This window comes from Novosphingobium mangrovisedimenti (assembly GCF_025153475.1).
In the GTDB taxonomy this organism is placed as follows: domain Bacteria; phylum Pseudomonadota; class Alphaproteobacteria; order Sphingomonadales; family Sphingomonadaceae; genus Novosphingobium; species Novosphingobium mangrovi_A.
The window spans coordinates 502,703-516,639 of sequence record NZ_JANZXA010000001.1 but is presented as its reverse complement, the minus strand read 5'-3'; the positions used below and the strand labels follow the sequence as shown (position 1 = coordinate 516,639).

General features: G+C 67.1%; 16 protein-coding genes. 5 read left to right on the top strand and 11 right to left on the bottom strand.

Translation table 11 applies throughout. The features are described from left to right. Nucleotides 1–11: 11 nt before the first annotated feature. From NZK81_RS02715 to NZK81_RS02665, 11 genes are all read right to left on the bottom strand, one after another. Nucleotides 12–413 carry a hypothetical protein gene (locus tag NZK81_RS02715; RefSeq protein ID WP_260043597.1) on the bottom strand — a complete coding sequence of 134 codons (402 nt, stop codon included), beginning with the start codon at nt 411–413 and terminating at the stop codon, nt 12–14. After that, entirely contained in the window at nt 410–1,276 is an 867-nt protein-coding gene (locus NZK81_RS02710; protein WP_260043596.1) for a F0F1 ATP synthase subunit gamma, read from the bottom strand. Before NZK81_RS02710 ends, NZK81_RS02715 begins: the two co-directional genes overlap by 4 nt. Further along, entirely contained in the window at nt 1,269–2,798 is a 1,530-nt protein-coding gene (locus NZK81_RS02705; RefSeq protein ID WP_260043595.1) for a F0F1 ATP synthase subunit alpha, read from the bottom strand. The genes NZK81_RS02710 and NZK81_RS02705 overlap by 8 nt, the downstream gene beginning before the upstream one ends. After that, complete coding sequence (locus NZK81_RS02700) at nt 2,788–3,528, bottom strand: F0F1 ATP synthase subunit delta (protein ID WP_260043593.1); 741 nt, start codon at nt 3,526–3,528, stop codon at nt 2,788–2,790. The genes NZK81_RS02705 and NZK81_RS02700 overlap by 11 nt, the downstream gene beginning before the upstream one ends. A gap of 20 nt (nt 3,529–3,548) precedes the next feature. After that, nucleotides 3,549–3,791 (bottom strand): F0F1 ATP synthase subunit C, encoded by a 243-nt coding sequence (locus NZK81_RS02695; RefSeq protein ID WP_260043591.1) that lies wholly within the window; start codon nt 3,789–3,791, stop codon nt 3,549–3,551. Beyond that, complete coding sequence (locus tag NZK81_RS02690) at nt 3,788–4,489, bottom strand: F0F1 ATP synthase subunit A (protein WP_260043590.1); 702 nt, start codon at nt 4,487–4,489, stop codon at nt 3,788–3,790. The genes NZK81_RS02695 and NZK81_RS02690 overlap by 4 nt, the downstream gene beginning before the upstream one ends. Continuing rightward, nucleotides 4,486–4,764 carry an N-ATPase subunit AtpR gene (locus NZK81_RS02685; protein WP_260043588.1) on the bottom strand — a complete coding sequence of 93 codons (279 nt, stop codon included), beginning with the start codon at nt 4,762–4,764 and terminating at the stop codon, nt 4,486–4,488. Before NZK81_RS02685 ends, NZK81_RS02690 begins: the two co-directional genes overlap by 4 nt. Continuing rightward, nucleotides 4,764–5,042 (bottom strand): AtpZ/AtpI family protein, encoded by a 279-nt coding sequence (locus NZK81_RS02680; protein ID WP_260043586.1) that lies wholly within the window; start codon nt 5,040–5,042, stop codon nt 4,764–4,766. The genes NZK81_RS02685 and NZK81_RS02680 overlap by 1 nt, the downstream gene beginning before the upstream one ends. Beyond that, nucleotides 5,039–5,485, bottom strand: a complete 447-nt coding sequence (locus tag NZK81_RS02675) for a F0F1 ATP synthase subunit epsilon (protein ID WP_260043584.1) — start codon at nt 5,483–5,485, stop codon at nt 5,039–5,041. Before NZK81_RS02675 ends, NZK81_RS02680 begins: the two co-directional genes overlap by 4 nt. Then, nucleotides 5,482–6,885 (bottom strand): F0F1 ATP synthase subunit beta, encoded by a 1,404-nt coding sequence (gene atpD / locus NZK81_RS02670; protein ID WP_260043936.1) that lies wholly within the window; start codon nt 6,883–6,885, stop codon nt 5,482–5,484. Before atpD ends, NZK81_RS02675 begins: the two co-directional genes overlap by 4 nt. 115 nt (nt 6,886–7,000) lie before the next feature. Beyond that, nucleotides 7,001–8,545 carry a bifunctional aminoglycoside phosphotransferase/ATP-binding protein gene (locus NZK81_RS02665; RefSeq protein ID WP_260043582.1) on the bottom strand — a complete coding sequence of 515 codons (1,545 nt, stop codon included), beginning with the start codon at nt 8,543–8,545 and terminating at the stop codon, nt 7,001–7,003. A 257-nt stretch (nt 8,546–8,802) separates the two neighbouring features. On the opposite strand from NZK81_RS02665, the gene NZK81_RS02660 reads away from it, so the two are divergent. The 5 genes from NZK81_RS02660 to NZK81_RS02640 all read left to right on the top strand — a co-directional run bounded on the left by NZK81_RS02660 (nt 8,803) and on the right by NZK81_RS02640 (nt 13,926). Then, a complete protein-coding gene (locus NZK81_RS02660) occupies nt 8,803–9,486 on the top strand; it encodes a Fe2+-dependent dioxygenase (protein ID WP_419181633.1) in 684 nt (227 codons plus the stop codon). A 98-nt stretch (nt 9,487–9,584) separates the two neighbouring features. Then, nucleotides 9,585–11,822, top strand: coding sequence for a TonB-dependent receptor (locus tag NZK81_RS02655; RefSeq protein WP_260043581.1), 2,238 nt, complete (start codon nt 9,585–9,587; stop codon nt 11,820–11,822). A gap of 62 nt (nt 11,823–11,884) precedes the next feature. Beyond that, nucleotides 11,885–12,697: an energy transducer TonB gene (locus tag NZK81_RS02650; RefSeq protein ID WP_260043580.1), complete on the top strand. Its 813-nt coding sequence runs from the start codon at nt 11,885–11,887 to the stop codon at nt 12,695–12,697. Nucleotides 12,698–12,700: 3 nt separating this feature from the next. Next, nucleotides 12,701–13,381 carry a PepSY-associated TM helix domain-containing protein gene (locus tag NZK81_RS02645; RefSeq protein ID WP_260043579.1) on the top strand — a complete coding sequence of 227 codons (681 nt, stop codon included), beginning with the start codon at nt 12,701–12,703 and terminating at the stop codon, nt 13,379–13,381. Between the two features lie 29 nt (nt 13,382–13,410). After that, nucleotides 13,411–13,926, top strand: coding sequence for a DUF2271 domain-containing protein (locus NZK81_RS02640; RefSeq protein ID WP_260043578.1), 516 nt, complete (start codon nt 13,411–13,413; stop codon nt 13,924–13,926). The last annotated feature ends 11 nt before the right edge of the window (nt 13,927–13,937 follow it).

Below are 13,937 nucleotides of genomic sequence, written 5' to 3'. Positions count from 1 at the left end.
AACCGGCTTCATCACCGCTGCCTCGAAGAGCTTCTCCTAGCGTCCGTCACGCAGGCCAAGCAGCGGCCCGGCTGAGGCTGGCGAAGGTCGTTCGGATCGTCATGGAAGGCTGTGCCGATCGGCCGGCGATCGGTCACTTTGCGCGTGAACTGGTAACCGATCCGCATAGCGGGCGCAGGGGCACGCACCTGCTCGACCGGTTCGAAACCGTGAGCTTCGGCGAACTCTGGCGGCGGACGCGCGCCATTGCCGCCGACTGGCACGCGGATGCGGGGAACCCGGTCAGGGGGGGCTTCGTGGCGGTGCTGGAGTACTTCACCACCGACAAGCCCCATCCGCGTGGCGAGTTCCTGGTCGAGATCCCCAAGTTCATGGCCGGCTACTACAAGCGGCCTGACCCGACCGTCGCTCATTCCTTCACGGCAGAGGCGAGTTCGATCAGTTCCTCGGTGATCTGTTCCTGGCGGAGCCGCCGCGCCGTTGCGGTCAGTTCGTCGACCTTGCGGGCGACGTTCTCCCGGGCGGCAATCATCGCGCGCATGCGGGCCTCGTTTTCCGCTGCGTAGGACAGCGTCAGGGCTTCGCACAGCTGGGCGAAGACATATTCGTTGGTGAGCCGTTCGAGCAGGATCGGCGCCGGCAGGTGCACGAGCGGGGCTTGCGCGCGATTGGTTGCGGGAAAACGCGCGAAGTCGAACGGAATGAGCGTTTGCGGCACCACGGTATCGGTTGTCTTCCGGGCCTCGGGCGGCTGGGCGCCGACGATGACGACCCGGCTCACCGCGCCACCCTGGAGCCGGGCGAAGAGCCGGTCGGCGAGGCGGTTGGCCAGGGCGGTGAGCTGGTCGGCATGGCCGGTCATGACCATGCTCTCGGCTGGCTCCAGCCCGCGTTCGCGGGCCGCGGCAATGCCGCGCGTGCCCACCATCAGTATGTCGCTCCGATCGGCGCCGGCGGCATCGATCAGGGCCTGCACGGCATCGAGGATATGCGTGTTGAAGGCCCCGACGAACCCCTGCTCGGCGCACAGTGCCAGCACCAGCAGCCGCCCCGATGCCTCGCCGTCGGCGTCCGGTGCGATGTCCGCGCCCTTGAACAGGGCAAGGGCCTGCGCGATGGCGCTGCCGATCGTGTCGGCATAGTCGCGGATGCCCGGCAGGCGGGCGCTGGCTTCGTGGCTGCGGACCGAAGCGATCCCGCGCATTGCCGAAATCACCATGGAAAGTTGGCGAACGCTGTCGATCCGGGCTTCGACGTCGCTCAGCCGTTCAGCCATGGCCGGACTCCACAAGCGTGCGCACCACGTCGGCCAGCCGCGTCTGCGCGGCGAATTCGAGTTTCTCTCCGGCCTCGATCGCCGCGACCAGATCGCTCGCCGCATCGTCCAGCGCCGGCGCGATGCGGGGGCGCAGCGCGGCGATGGCTTCGGGCGTCAGCGTATCGAGCACGCCGGTATTGAGCGCGGCAAGCAAGGCTACCTGATCGGCCTGCCGCAACGGTGTGAAGCGTGGCTGGGAAAGCACGGCGCGGATGCGCTCGCCACGCGTCAGGGTATCCTTGAAGCGGGTGTCGCTGACGCCGCCCAGCCGGGTGAACATCTCCAGCTCGAGGAACTGCGCGTAATCGAGCCTGATGCGACCAGAAACCTGCCGCAGCGCAGGCTTCTGGGCCTTGCCGCCGACCCGGCTGACGCTCAGGCCGACATCGACGGCGGGGCGTTGGTTGGCGGCGAACAGGCGGGTGTCGAGCACGATCTGCCCGTCGGTGATCGAGATCAGGTTGGTGGGAATATAGGCGGAAAGGTTGCCCGCGTCGGTTTCGGCTATGGGCAGTGCGGTCAGCGATCCGCTGCCCAGCTCCGGCGCGAGGCGTGCGGCGCGTTCGAGCAGGCGGGCGTGGAGGTAGAAGATGTCGCCGGGGTAGGCCTCGCGCCCCGGTGGCTCGCGCGTGAGCAGGGCCAGCTCGCGGTGCGTGGCGGCATGCCGGGTGAGATCGTCGATGACGATCAGCGCGTGCTGTCCCTTGTCGCGGAAATATTCGGCCATGGTGAAGCCGGCGAAGGGCGCCAGCCATTGCAGGCCGGGCGCCTCCGCCGCCGAGGCGGCTACGAAGATGCAGCGTTCCGGCGCGCCGTGGGCCTTGACGGCCTCGATCGCTCTTTCGATCGCGGTCGCGCGCTGCCCGACGGCGACATAGACGCAGATCATGTCGCTGTGCTTCTGGTTGATGATGGCGTCGAGCGCGATCGAGGTCTTGCCCGTGGCGCGGTCGCCGATGATCAGCTCGCGCTGTCCGCGCCCGAGGGCGAAGAGCGAATCGACCACCAGCACGCCGGTTTCCACCGGCTGGGAGACCAGATCGCGCTCGATGATCGCGGGCGCCGGGCGCTCGACTGGCAGGCGGTCGGTCTCGACGATGGGCGGGCCACCGTCGACCGGCCTTCCGAGCGGATCGACGACACGCCCGAGAAGGCCGTTGCCCACGGGCACCCGCACTACCTCACCAGTCCCCGAGACCCGCATGCCCGCCTCTACGCCGGTGGCCTCGTCGAGCAGGACGGCACTGATGCTGTCGGCATCGAGCGTCAGCGCCAGACCCATCTCGCCGCCCTCGAAGCGGAGCTGTTCGTTGAGGCGGACATCGGGCAGGCCGGAAATGCGGGCAATGCCGTCGGCCACTTCCTCGACGAGGCCGAAGGTCTCCGCGCGCGGAGCCAGGTCCACCGATTTCAGGCGCTCGCGGCCGTGTTCCAGCCAGCGTTCGCCAAGGTCCTGCGAGGCATGCGCGTCACCCGTCACGGCTGTCCAGTCCTGCTAGCACGCGGTCGAGGTCCGCGCGCAGGTTGACGTCGAGCACGACCATCCCGCTGCTCAGCCGAAGTCCGGCAACGAGGCTAGGATCGGTGTCGAACGAAAGGGTCGCATCATGTCCGAGGGCGCCGCTGACCGCCGTGCGGGCCGCTTGCGCGTCATCGTCCGCCAGAGGTCGGGCGCTGATCAGCGAGGCCGGCGCGGCGGGGGTGGCGATGGCCGAGCGAGTCCTGCCGGGCAGTTCGGCAAGCGCCTGTTCGAGTTCGGGCAGGAAGGCGCCGACCGGCAGCCTTGCCCCCGGCCCTTCGAGAAGATGGGCGGCGACATCGGTTGCCAGCACGTTGGCCTGCCGGGCCAGCTGTGCTTCGGCCTCGCTGCGGGCATGATCGATGGCGGTCTCGGCTTCGGAACGCTTGCGCAGGGCTTCGGCATGCGCGGTCTCGATCAGCTTGGCGCGCTGGGCCTCGGCCTCCTTGCGCGCGGCGTCCAGCACGGCCTCGCGGGCCGCGGCGGAACGATCGCGTTCGGCCTGGGCTTCCTGCACCGCGGCTTCGGCCTTGTCCTGCGCCTTCCTGGCGGCATCGAGCAATTCGTTGGCGGCCGCCTGGCGCTCGGCCACGATCTTCGCCATGGGGCGGAAGAAGAACCGTCCCAGAAGCCAGAGCAGCACCAGCAGGTTGATGGTCTGCAGGCCGAGGGTCCACCAGTCGATGCGCATGGGCGGCGCTGTCCTGCGGGCTACTTCACGAAGGGATTGGCGAACAGCACGAGCAGTGCGACGACAAGGCAGTAGATCGCCGTCGTCTCGATCATGGCGAGGCCCACGAAGAGCGTACGCGAGATCGTGCCCGAAGCCTCGGGCTGGCGGGCTATGGCGTCTACGGCCGCGGCAACTGCCCGGCCTTCACCCAGTCCGGGGCCCAGCGCCCCGAAGGAAACGGCGATGGCCGCCGACAAAATGCTGATCTCTTCGACTGTCATGCAGCACTCCGTTCACGAGAATTCTTTTCGGCATCGCCTCGTTCACTGACTGCGGCGCCGATGAAGACGCAGCCGAGAATGGCGAAGATATAAGCCTGTACCGCGCCGGTCAGCAAATCGAGCGCCATCAGCGGGATCGGCACCAGAAACCCGGCCAGCGAAAGCATGATGGCGATGATGAAGACGCCGCTCATGACATTGCCGAACAGGCGGATGAAAAGGCTGAACGTGCGGGTGATCTGTTCGACGAGGTTGAGCGGGATCATCACCCAGTGCGGATCGGCGAAAGTCTTGAGGTAGCCGACCACCCCGTTCACGCGCACGCCGTGGTAGAGCGTGGCGCCGAACACGATCAGCGCCAGCGCGGCATCGGTTTCCAGATGCGCCGTCGGCGGTTCCACGCCGGGCAGGGCACCCGACCAGTTGGCGACGAAGACGAACAGGAAGATCGTGCCTATCAGCGCGCGGTAGGGCGCCGGGTCCGATTGCACGACATCGCCGATCTGCTGGTCGAGCGCGCCGGTGATGAGCTCCATGACCGTCTGAGTGCGTCCGGGCCGCTGCTTCAGGCGGCGGGAAAGCAGGACCGAGAACAGGACCATCAGCGCCATGATTGCCCAGGTCGTCAGCACGGGCTGGGTGATCGGCACGGGGCCGAGATGGAACACCGGTTCGGCGGTGAGCGGTGGCTGGATCATGGCTCGGGCCTCCGGCGACGCAGCACGATCGCCCGCGCGGCGATGATGCCGAGCGCCCCTGCCAGAAGCGGCAGGGCACCCAGGCGCACCAGTGCGAACAGTACGGCCCCCAGCACGGCGAGGCGCAGGACCTGCACGATCACCGCCCGCATCGCGCGGCCGGCCAGGTAGTCCTCGGTCACCGATGCGAGCATGCCGAAGTGCACGAACCCGAGCACCAGCCCGATGACCAGCGCGGCAAGGGCCTTCAGCCAGAAGAGGAGATCGGGCGTCATCACAGGCGTCGGTGCATCCAGCGCCAGGCGAGCGTGAAACCGATGGCGGCGCCGATCATCAGGGCAGGGGCGGAAAAGAAGATGCCGGTGCCGAACCGGTGGTCCAGCCAGCGCCCGAATGCCAGCATGGCCAGTATCGGCAGCACCACCATCCAGCCGAGCACGCCAATTTGCGCGAAACGCGCGCCGAGCGAAGGTTCCGGATCGGCCTTTCCCGCCTTTTCGCGTTCGTGGGCCTCGTGGGCGGCGCGTGCCATCGGATCGCCCTCGCCGGTCATGTGTTGTGCTCTGCCAGGACGGCGTTCAGCGCATCGCCGCCGTCGTGCATCATGTAGCGCATCAGTTGCCGCACAGCGCGCGCGTGCATCTGTGCCTGTTCGACCCGGGCACAGCGCTCCTCTTCCTCTTCCTGTTGGCGGGCCGCTACGATTTCGGCCTCCAGAACGTCCAGCTTGTCGCCCAGCATGGCCTCGCGACAGGCAATGGCGACAGTCTTGCCCCCGCTCACGGTCAGCACGCCGCTGCGCACGGCGCAGTAGTGGAGCGCGTCCTCCTCGTCACGCCAGCGCACCAGCGAGGAGGGCAGCACGGTCAGGAAATCGGCATGGCCGGGCAGGATGCCGAAGCTGCCGCTCTCGTCCATGGCCCGCACCATGCGTGCTTTCACGTCGACCAGCGCGGTTTCGGGCGTGGCGATCGAAAGGTGCAGGGTCCCGGTCATGCCGCCAGCGTTCCCTTGGCAGAGGCTTCCTTGGCGCGGGCTTCTTCCAGCGTGCCGACCATGAACAGCGAGCTTTCCCGCCAGTCGTCGCATTCGCCGTTCAGGATGGCGCGGCACCCGGCGATGGTGTCCTCCGGCTTGACCGAGCGGCCCGGTGTGCCGGTAAAGGCCTCGGTCACGGTGAAGGGCTGGGTGAGAAAGCGCTGCAGTCGCCGTGCCCGCTCGACGATGCGGCGGTCCTGCGTCCCCAGTTCCTCGATGCCCAGCAGCGAGACGACGTCCTGCAATTCGCGATAGTGCTCGATCGTGCGCCGCACCTCGTTGGCGACGCGCACGTGCTCCTCGCCGAGAATGTCCGGGTCGAGCAGGACCGAGGTCGATGCGATAGGATCGATGGCCGGGTACATGCCTTCCGCCGCCATGGCGCGGGACAGCACGATCATCGAATCGACATGGCCGGCGATGGTGGTGACGGCGGGGTCGGTGAAGTCGTCGGCGGGGACATAGACCGCCTGGATTGCGGTGATGGCGGCATCGCCGATCGAGGCGATCCGTTCCTGCAGCCCGGCCACTTCGCTTGCCAGCGTGGGCTGGTAGCCGACGCGTGAGGGCAGGCGACCGAGCAGGCCGGACACTTCGGCGCCCGCCTGAACGAAGCGGAAGATGTTGTCCATCAGCAGCAGGACATTGCGGTGCTTCTCGTCGCGAAAATACTCGGCGACGGTCAGCGCCGTCATCGGCACGCGCCAGCGCGCGCCCGGCGGCTCATTCATCTGGCCGTAGACCAGCACGGTGCGCTCGAGCACGCCCGATTCGGTCATGTCGAGCAGCATCTCGTGCCCCTCGCGCGAGCGTTCACCCACGCCCGCGAAGACCGAAATGCCCTGATAGCCGGTCACCATGGCCTGGATCAGTTCCATCACCAGCACGGTCTTGCCGACTCCTGCGCCGCCGAACATCGCCGCCTTGCCACCGCGCGAGAGCGGGGTGAGCAGGTCGATCACCTTGATCCCGGTGGTGAAGGTGTCGATCACACCGGTCTGGCTGGCCAGCGGGGGTGGCGCCCGGTGGATCGGCCAGCGCGGAACGTCGTCGGGCAGCGGTCCGCCCTTGTCGCCGATTGCGCCCGAAACCGTGAGCAGCCGGCCCAGCACGGCCTCGCCCACCGGCGTCGTCAGTGGCTTGCCCATGCTTCTGGCCGCATCGCCGCGGCGCAGGCCCGATGTCGGCTCGAGCGCGATGGCGCGCACGGTATGGGCATCGAGGTGCGCCTGCACTTCGGCCAGTACGGCAGTGCCGTCGCGTTCCTCGATCGTCACGGCCTCGTCGACGGCCGGCAGGTCTCCGCCCGGAAAGGCAATGTCGATCACAGCCCCGCGCACGGCTGTCACCTTGCCCATGGCCTGGCTTTGATCACGGACGGACAATTTGCGCGGCGCTCCTTGGACTTACTGCGGAATGGTCGGCGGTCGGGCCGGTCGTGTCAACCTGGGGATGTTCCCGTTCATGGTGTCATCACCCTAGTGTTTCGTCGATATGACGAAGGGCCTCGGCAAGGACTTCATCCGGCGTTCCTGCCGCGTTTGTCCGCCGCCATGCGCCGAGGTCGCCCAGCGCATAGTCGAGCTGCCGGTCGACAACGGCGGAATCAGCATCCGAGGCGTCTGCCTTCCGCGTGTCGACGCGCGTGCGCATTACTTCGGGCGGTGCCTCCAGCCACAAGCCGGTGAAAGGCACGCCGCAGCTTGCCGCGACGTCGGCAATGGCGGCCCGCTCGGCAGGATCGGCGAAGACGGCGTCGACGATCACGTTCATTCCCGCCGCGAGTGCGCCTCGGGCGTCCTGCGTAAGCTTGCGATAGACTTCGTGCCCGCGCTCCTTGGTATAGGCATCGGCGGATAGCCGGTCTTCGGGCCTGACACCGGCCAGCCGCTTGCGCAGCACATCGCTGCGCAGCCAGCGGGCGCCCGGTGCGGCGCCGATGCGCGGTGCCAGGTGCCCGGCCAGCGTCGACTTTCCGGTGCCGCTCAGGCCGCCGATGGCGATCAGGCGCGGGCCGGGCCGGTCAAGCATGGCCAGCGCGGTGGCCAGGTAGTCACAAGCCGCCCGCCGCTTGTCGGCGCGCTGCGCGGCATTCGCCTGCCGTTCCGCCGCACTGGCGCTGACATGGGCCCGCACGGCCGCGCGCATCGATAGGAACAGCGGCATGGCGGCCAGCCCGTCGCGTTCATCGCGCATGTCGCAATAGCGGTTGAACGTCAGCGAAGCCTCGGCATGCAGGTCCCGCTGCCAGAGGTCCATCAGCAGGAACGCCAGATCGTAGAGCACGTCGGTGGTCGCCAGTTCAGGGTCGAATTCGAGGCAGTCGAACAGCGTCGGCCGGCCGTGCCACAGGCAGATGTTGGCGAGATGCAGGTCGCCGTGGCAGTGCTTCACGTGGCCGCTGTCCGCCCGCCGGTCGAGCAGGGGCGACAGCGCCTCGAGAGCGGCGATGCTGCGATCGTGGAGAAGGTCGCAGTCGTTGGCGGGCAGCAGGCCTTGCGCGAGTGCGACCATGCTGGCGCGGTTGCCTTCGATCACCCTGCGCACGCGTTCGGCGCCGGGGCCGGGCACCGTTTCGGCCTTGTCGTGAAATGCGGCGATCTCGTCCGCAAGGTCGCGGATCAGGGACGGCGGCAGCGGGCCCTTGCGCGCCATGGTGTCGAGCAGGCATTCGCTTGCGAAGCGGCGCATGACCACCAGCCAGTCGACAGGCGTACCGGCACCGAGCGCGAGACGTCCGTCGTCGAGCCGGCCGACGGGCCGGACATCGCGATAGATCTCGGGCGCGGTGCGGCGGTTGAGGGCAAGTTCGGCTTCGCATACGGCCCTGCGTTTCTCCGCAGTCGAGAAGTCGAGATAGGGATAGCGCACCGCGCGTTTGAGCTTGAAGGCATGCTCGCCTGCCAGAAACACGATGGCGGCGTGGGTGTCGATGCGTTCGACCGGACCGGCAAGGCCATATGTCGCGGCCCGTGAGAGGAAGGTGATGGTTTCGGCCTGGTCATCGCATTCATCCATGGGGACGAATCTCCTTCCCGGCTACCGATACCGCGCGGACTTGCCGCTGGCGAGCGTCCGCAGGCATGCGTCGCCCTGGGGCAAGGATAGACGCAGCAAGGAGATGATCCCACCTCGTAAATTTACTGCAATTGACTCGCAATAGTATTCGCACTACCCGCGTCGCGGGCCGAGGTTTGTTGCTGGGAGCGGCGTGCGGCGAACGCTCGAAATGCGAGTTCCGGTCTGTCCTTTCGCCGTGTCCAGGAGGTCCGTTCGTGCTTCTCAAACTTGCCGCCGTCCTTTCGCCCGAAGAGGTCCGCGCATGTCGGGCCGTGATCGACGCGGGAGACTGGGTCGACGGAAACGAGACGTCCGGCCACCAGTCCATGCTGGCCAAGAACAACCGCCAGCTTCGCCATGGCAGCGAGGCCGAACGCGAAGCGGGCAACCTGATCGCCGCCGCGCTCGGCCGGGCGCCGCACTTCGTGGCGGCGGCCTTGCCGCTGAAGGTGTTTCCCCCGCTGTTCAATCGCTATTCGGGCGGAGAGGAATTCGGGAGCCACGTCGACAATGCCGTTCGCCAGCTCAAGGGGACGGAGTTTCGTATCCGCAGCGACCTGTCCTGCACGCTGTTCCTGGCCGATCCGGATAGCTACGAGGGCGGAGAGCTCGTCATCGAGGATCTCTATGGCGAGCAGCGGGTGAAGCTGGCCGCCGGCGACATGGTGCTCTATCCGGCCTCCAGCCTCCACCACGTGACGCCGGTGACGCGTGGCGAGCGCGTCGCCAGTTTTTTCTGGTTGCAAAGCATGGTGCGGGATCACGTCCAGCGCGAACAGCTCTACCGGCTGGATTGCTCGGTCCAGACGCTGACCGCCGAGCGCGGTGGCGAAGATGCGGTCGTGCGGGACCTGACCAACCTCTACCACAACCTGCTGCGCCTCTGGGCCGACACCTGACAGGGCAGCACGCCTTTCTTGAGATCCATTCGCATTAGTGGTTGACTAAATGCGACTAAGTCGCAATAGCGATTCTCGTCCAGTTTCAGGGGAGAATTATGAAACGTCTTTCAACCGGTCGCGGGCAAGTTGCTGCAGGATTTGTCGCATTGGGCTGCGTGGGCTTCATTGCCACCGCTCATGCGCAGGCACATGCCCGGGAACCGGATAGCGAGCCGACGCGCCTCCAGGGCGTCAGCGTCACCGACACCGCGGTCACCGATGAGTACAGCGTGCCGCAAGTGCAGTCGCCCAAGGCCACCGCGCCGCTGGTGGATACGCCGCGCACGGTCAACGTCATCACCGATCAGGTCCTGCGGGATACCGCGTCGTTCGACTTCGCGGACGCCCTGCGCACGGTTCCCGGGATCACCCTCGGCGCCGGCGAGGGCGGCACGGCCAGCGCCGACATCCCCGTCATTCGCGGTGTCGATGCCACCTCGGATACCTATGTCGATGGTGCCCGCGATGTCGGCTCGCAGACCCGCGAGACGTTCGCGGTCGAGCGCATCGAGGTCTTCAAGGGCCCCAACAGCGCGTTCGGCGGACGCGGCGCGGCGGGCGGTTCGATCAACATCGTCAGCAAGATGCCGCAGGACGGTACCTTCGCGAACCTCGACGTGACCGGCGGCACCTCGGATTTCAAGCGCGTCACCGTGGATGCCAATGCCAAGCTTGCCGACAAGCTGGCGGTGCGCATCACCGGCATGTGGCAGGACGCCGACGTTGCCGGCCGCGACAGCGTGTTCCAGAAGCGCTGGGGCTTCTCGCCTTCGGTCACCTGGGGCCTGGGCACCGACACGACGGCAACCCTGTCGTACTACCACTACGAGACCGACGACATGCCGGACTACGGCCTGCCGCTCACGTCGCGCAACCAGCTCGACGACGTCCTGCCCGAAGGCAGCCGTCGCCCGGCCGATGTCGATTACGACAATTTCTACGGTCTGACCGTGCGCGACTTCCAGAAGACCAAGGTGGATTCGGTCACGTTCCAGTTCCAGCACGACTTCGGCGGCGGCTGGATCCTTTCGGACACGGCGCGCTGGTCGCACTCGCGCAACAACTACATCGTCACCAATCCCGACGATAGCGCCGGCAACGTCGCCGAAGGCTATGTCTGGCGCAACACCAAGAGCCGCGACTCCCGCAACGATGGCCTCGTCAACAACCTGAACCTCGCGGGCAAATTCGATACCGGCGGCATCAAGCACAGCGTAGCCATGGGCTTCGAGCTTTCGGCGGCCGATACCGATGCCTATAGCTACAGCGTCGAGACCGCGGGCCGGACCTGCGATGCCGCGATGCTGGCCGACTACAACTGCACCACGCTCGACAACCCGAACCCGTCTGATCCGTGGGTCGGTGCGATCACGCACGGCACGACGCCCAACCGCACCAGCGTCGAGGATTACAGCTTCTACGCATTCGATACCATCGAGCTCATGCCGCAGCTGCTGCTCAACGGCGGCGTGCGCTGGACCAGCTTCAATGTCCGGTCCAACGGCACGAGCCGCGGCGTGGCCTACAATGTCGACAAGACGAGCGACTTCGTGACCTGGCAGGGCGGCGTTGTCTTCAAGCCGACCGAGAATTCGAGCCTCTACTTCTCCTATGCGGACTCGGCGACGCCGCCGGGCTCGGACGTGGGCGAAGGGTCCAACGGCGCCAACGCCAGCAACGAGGCCTACAAGCCCTCTCGCATCGAGAACTGGGAAGTGGGCGGCAAGGCCGACCTGTTCGATGGCGCTCTCAGCCTGACGGCGGCCGCGTTCCAGATCGATCGCAGCAACATCCAGCAGGACGATGGCACCGGAACGCTTGAGCCGGTGGCCAACAAGGCCCGTATCAGGGGCTTCGAACTGGGTGCCAGCGGTCGTGCCGGGCCGGTCACGCTGCTCGCGGGCTACACCTATATCGACAGCGAGATCCGCGCGAGCGGCATCTTCGACGAGACTGGCGAGGACATCCAGACCGGTATCGGCAATGCCCTGCCGAACACGCCCAAGCACAATGTCGCGCTTACCGCGAATGTCGACGTGACCGATCGCTTCACGGTCGGCGGCGGCGCCTATCACGCCTCCAAGCGCTATGCCGATACGGCGAACCTCGTGTCCTCCGAGGGTTACTGGCGCTTCGATGCCAATGCCGGGTTCCGGTTCAACGAGAACTTCTCGGTCCGGCTCAACATCCGCAACCTGACCGACAAGCGGTATATCGTGAAGTTGCGCAACCCGCACTTCGCCGTGCCCGGGCCCGGTCGCCAGGCCCTCATAACCCTCAGCGCCAGCTACTGATCCGCTGGCCTGACCATGCCGCTCCCGCACTCCGGAAATCGAAAGTCGAGGAAACCATGAACATGACCATGTCCACGACCCTTGATCCTGTCGCCGCCGCGCGCAGGACCGGAGTGACCCGGCAGCCGGAGCGCCCTCGTGGCGCTCCGGTCTCGCGTTTGCCGGTCGGCGACGAGCCGGTGCCGGTGGCGCCTTGCGCCGGGGAAGAGGATGTCTTCGTGTCTTCCGGGCGGGGGGGCTATCGCACGGGCGGGTTCAGCCTGCGCTCGTTCCTGATCGTCGGCGGGATCCACCTTGTCGCCATTGCCGGTCTGCTGGGCCTTGGCGTCGTCGCCGCGCAGCCCGTGGAGCGCAAGCACCTGACCGTCTTCAACGTGGCGTCTCCGCCGCCCAGCCCGGACACGCCGCCGCAACCGGACGTGCAGCCCGAGCCGGCGCAGATCGTGCCGGACGTCGCGGCCGTTCAGCCGCTGATCGAACTGCCTTCGAAATCGCCCGTCCGGATTGCCGCGGCGCCGGTCGTTCCCGCCACCAGCCCGGTCAGGGTCGATGCCCCGCCGGCACCTGCGTCTCCGCCTGCGCCGCCCGCGCCGGTGACGCCGCCCGACTTCTCGGCCGCCCAGCTCAACAATCCGGGGCCCACTTATCCCTACATGTCGCGCCGCAACCGTGAGGAAGGAACGGTCCTGCTCAAGGTGCTCGTCACTGCGGAAGGGCAAGCGGGAACGATCGAGATCCGCGAGTCCAGCGGCTTCGAACGCCTCGATCACGCTGCCCTCAAGACCGTGCGCAAGTGGCGCTTCGTGCCCGCCATGCAGGCCGGCAAACCCGTTTCCGCATGGGTGATCGTGCCCGTGGGCTTTTCACTGAGCTGATTGATGCACGACCCTGCCCGTTCGCAAAGATCGTCCGCCGTCGCCGCGCCGCAGCCCGGGGCCCGGCCGCGCCGGAAACTGACGCGCGGCTTCTGGCTCCGCCATCTGCACACCTGGCACTGGATCAGCTCGGCAGTGGCGCTGGTCGGCCTGCTGCTGTTCGTCCTGACCGGCTTCACGCTCAACCATGCGGCCGATATCGGCGCGAACCCCAGCGTCGTCGAGGGGGCGGCCGAGCTTGATGCCGAAGCCCTGGCCCTGGTCGCTTCGTTGCCGGAAACCGGCACCCGCCCGCTGCCGTCCGCCCTGCGGAAGGCCCTTTCGGGTCGGACCGACCTCGCCGTCACGGATGCCCCCGCAGAGCTGGGTGCGGACGAGATCTATCTTGCCATGCCACGACCGGGCGGCGACACGTGGATCGCCATCGATCGCACGAGCGGCGTCGTTGAATGGGAAGCCACCGACCGCGGATGGATCGCCTACTTCAACGACCTGCACAAAGGCCGCGATACCGGCGCGGTCTGGCGCCTGTTCATCGACGTGTTCGTGTTTGCCTCGCTGGTGTTCATCGGAACCGGGTTCGTGCTGCTCTGGCTGCACGGGAAGAACCGTCCGTCTACCTGGCCGCTCACCGGCCTAGGGCTGCTGGTGCCGCTCCTGCTTGCCCTGTTCTTCGTTCACTGAGGCCTGTCGGCCTTTCATTGAGGATTGCCATGCGCACGACTTCGCTTTTCGTCCTGACCGGATCGGCTACCGTGGCCGCAACAGCGGCCAGCCCGGCTCTGGCCGATACCATCACTATCGACATCACCATTCCGCGCCTGGCGGTCGCCGAATACCACCGGCCCTATGTCGCGGTCTGGCTTGAAGGTCCCGGCGGCACGGCGCGGACGCTGTCGGTCTGGTACGACAAGGACAAGCGCGGCGGCGAGGGGCGCAAGTGGCTCAGCGACATGCGCACGTGGTGGCGCAAGGCCGGGCGCAGCGCCTCGATCGATGGCGTTTCGGGCGCCACCCGCGCGCCGGGGCCCCAGACGCTCTCGATCCCTGCCTCGGCCCTGCGCGGCCTGCCCGCCGGCCAGTACCAGCTCTGTGTTGAAGCGGCCCGCGAAGTCGGCGGCCGCGAGGTCGTGAAGCTTCCCGTCACGCTTGGCGGCGCGAAGGTCGCAAAGGCACGTGCCAGCGGCAAGAGCGAGCTTGGCACCATTGTTTCCACCGTTACGCCCTGAAAGGACTGATC

What these genes read in the sequence shown, in the direction of transcription:
- NZK81_RS02640 (WP_260043578.1), top strand. Translation starts at nt 13,411, where the DNA reads ATGCGCACGACTTCGCTTTTCGTCCTGACCGGATCGGCTACCGTGGCC.
- NZK81_RS02680 (WP_260043586.1), bottom strand. Translation starts at nt 5,042, where the DNA reads ATGACCGGCGAGGGCGATCCGATGGCACGCGCCGCCCACGAGGCCCAC.
- NZK81_RS02645 (WP_260043579.1), top strand. Translation starts at nt 12,701, where the DNA reads ATGCACGACCCTGCCCGTTCGCAAAGATCGTCCGCCGTCGCCGCGCCG.
- NZK81_RS02685 (WP_260043588.1), bottom strand. Translation starts at nt 4,764, where the DNA reads ATGACGCCCGATCTCCTCTTCTGGCTGAAGGCCCTTGCCGCGCTGGTC.
- NZK81_RS02665 (WP_260043582.1), bottom strand. Translation starts at nt 8,545, where the DNA reads ATGGATGAATGCGATGACCAGGCCGAAACCATCACCTTCCTCTCACGG.
- NZK81_RS02700 (WP_260043593.1), bottom strand. Translation starts at nt 3,528, where the DNA reads ATGCGCATCGACTGGTGGACCCTCGGCCTGCAGACCATCAACCTGCTG.
- NZK81_RS02650 (WP_260043580.1), top strand. Translation starts at nt 11,885, where the DNA reads ATGACCATGTCCACGACCCTTGATCCTGTCGCCGCCGCGCGCAGGACC.
- NZK81_RS02675 (WP_260043584.1), bottom strand. Translation starts at nt 5,485, where the DNA reads ATGACCGGGACCCTGCACCTTTCGATCGCCACGCCCGAAACCGCGCTG.
- NZK81_RS02715 (WP_260043597.1), bottom strand. Translation starts at nt 413, where the DNA reads ATGAGCGACGGTCGGGTCAGGCCGCTTGTAGTAGCCGGCCATGAACTT.
- NZK81_RS02690 (WP_260043590.1), bottom strand. Translation starts at nt 4,489, where the DNA reads ATGATCCAGCCACCGCTCACCGCCGAACCGGTGTTCCATCTCGGCCCC.
- NZK81_RS02695 (WP_260043591.1), bottom strand. Translation starts at nt 3,791, where the DNA reads ATGACAGTCGAAGAGATCAGCATTTTGTCGGCGGCCATCGCCGTTTCC.
- NZK81_RS02655 (WP_260043581.1), top strand. Translation starts at nt 9,585, where the DNA reads ATGAAACGTCTTTCAACCGGTCGCGGGCAAGTTGCTGCAGGATTTGTC.
- atpD (WP_260043936.1), bottom strand. Translation starts at nt 6,885, where the DNA reads ATGGGCAAGGTGACAGCCGTGCGCGGGGCTGTGATCGACATTGCCTTT.
- NZK81_RS02710 (WP_260043596.1), bottom strand. Translation starts at nt 1,276, where the DNA reads ATGGCTGAACGGCTGAGCGACGTCGAAGCCCGGATCGACAGCGTTCGC.